The following is a 2,205-nucleotide window of genomic DNA, read 5'->3' as shown; positions in this document are numbered from 1 at the left end:
ATGGCAGTGATATCGTCGCGAAAAAGGACCTGACCCTCACCGGTCAGAGCGTCAGTATCACCAGTGCGGAAAATCATCACACCACCCTGACGAAAACCGAACAAAAGCAAAGCGGCTTAACCGTGGCACTCAGTGGCACGGCAGGCGGCGCCATCAACAGCGCGGTACAGACAGCACGGGCAGCACAGCAGACCGCCGACCCGCGCCTGAAAGCGTTGCAAAATACTCAGGCCGCGCTCAGCGGGGTTCAGGCTACCCAGGCGGTCCGACTGGCGGAAGCGCAGGGCAGTGACGAAAAAGGCAATAATAATCTGGCCGGGGTGAGCCTGTCCTACGGTCGCCAGTCTTCGCGTTCAGAACAGCAGCACCGCCAGACCACCCAACAGGGCAGCCACCTCACGGCCGGGGATAACCTCACCATAACCGCCAAAGGGGATGGCAAAGGCGCATCAGGCCAGAATGGCGATATCCGCGTGCAGGGCAGCCAGTTACAGGCGGGTCAAGACCTGCAACTCAATGCCAGCCGAGACATCCAACTGAGTTCCAGCCAGAACACCGAACAGACTATCGGCAAAAACAGTAGCCACGGTAGCGCGCTGGGCGTGGGTGTCACCGCCGGCCCGGGCAGCACCGGCTTGACGGCATCGGCCAATGTCAGTCGGGGCAACGGCCATGAAAATGGCAACGGGGTCAGTCACACTCACACCACATTAGAGGCAGGACAGACCGTTACCCTCAACAGTGGCCGGGACACCACGCTAAAAGGGGCACAAGTCAGTGGCGAACAGCTGACCGCCGACGTGAAACGTCATCTGACCCTCAGCAGTGAGCAGGACCGCCAGCGCTATGACAGCCAGCAGCACAATGCCCGTGCCGGGGTCAATGCCACCGTGGGGCCGAAGCCGGACGGCACATTAAGCCTGAATGCCAGCCGCAGCAAACTCCACAGCCACTATGACAGCGTGCAGGAGCAGACCGGGCTGTTTGCCGGTCAAGGGGGTTATCAGGTGAATGTCGGCGACCACACCCAGCTGGACGGTGCGGTGATAGCCAGTCACGCTGACAAAACCAAAAACACCCTCAACACCGGCACACTGGGCTTTAAAGATATTCAGAATCAGGCGGATTTTAAGGTTGAACAGCAGAGTGCGGGCATCAGCGTTGGCAAACCGACCACCGGTCAGCGGCTGAACAATCTGGCAGTCAATGCACTGAGCGGCACCCATCATCAGGGCCATGACAGCACCACCACGCACGCCGCCGTCAGTGACGGCACCCTGATTATCCGGGATAAGGCGCACCAGACGCAGGATGTCGCGACCCTTAGCCGCGACACCGATAACGCTGCCAATGTCCTGAGTCCGATATTTGATAAGGAGAAGGAACAACAGCGGCTGAAACAGGCGCAACTGATGGGCGAGCTCAGCGCCCAGATGACCGAAATAGCCGGGACGGAAGGGAAAATTATCGCCACCAACGCGGCGAAAGCGAAACTGGACCATATCAGTGAACAGGATATTGAAGCTGCCAAAGCCACCCTGGCGAAAACGGGTCACGCCGACCCGAGCATGGAGGACATTAAAAACCAAATCTACACCACTGCCTATCATCAGGCGCTGAATGACTCAGGTTTTGGGACTGGCGGAACTTATCAGAAAGCCTTACAGGCGGCTACGGCAGCCATTCAGGGCCTGGCAGGGAACAATCTGGGTCAGGCGCTGGCTGGCGGGGCTTCACCGTATCTGGCGGGCGTGATTAAAGAGCTGACCACCGACCCGCAAACCCATCAGGTAGATATCGCCACCAATACATTAGCCCATGCGATTTTAGGCGCGGTAGCGGCAGAGGTCAGCGGCAATAATGCCTTGTCAGGCGCAGCCGGTGCCGCGTCGGGGGAGCTGGCGGCTCAGGTCCTGATAAAACAGCTTTACGGCGACGAGGCTAAAGTCAGTGAATTAACGGAGGCACAGAAACAGACTATCAGCACCCTCTCCACGCTGGCGGCAGGATTGGCAGGCGGTATTGCCGGTGACTCCACCGCCAGTGCCGTTACCGGAGCACAGGCGGGAAAGAACGCAGTGGACAATAATGCCCTAGCGAGTGTACTGGCGGCGGCAGAAGCGAATAAAAAAGGCACAGTTGAGAAATGGCAACAGGACAAGCAAACCGAAATCCAGAAAGCCTGTAGTGGTAACACGCCACTTT

At 58.4% G+C, this 2,205-nt stretch carries 1 protein-coding gene; it reads left to right on the top strand.

From position 1 onward, the window contains the following. Positions 1–2,205 (top strand): hemagglutinin repeat-containing protein (locus tag EAE89_RS22650; protein WP_214086634.1); only part of this gene is annotated, 2,205 nt, incomplete at both ends.

This window comes from Photorhabdus heterorhabditis, from assembly GCF_018448905.1.
Taxonomy (GTDB): domain Bacteria; phylum Pseudomonadota; class Gammaproteobacteria; order Enterobacterales; family Enterobacteriaceae; genus Photorhabdus; species Photorhabdus heterorhabditis.
The sequence above is the reverse complement of the archived record's forward strand: the minus strand, read 5'-3'. Positions and strand labels throughout refer to the sequence as shown.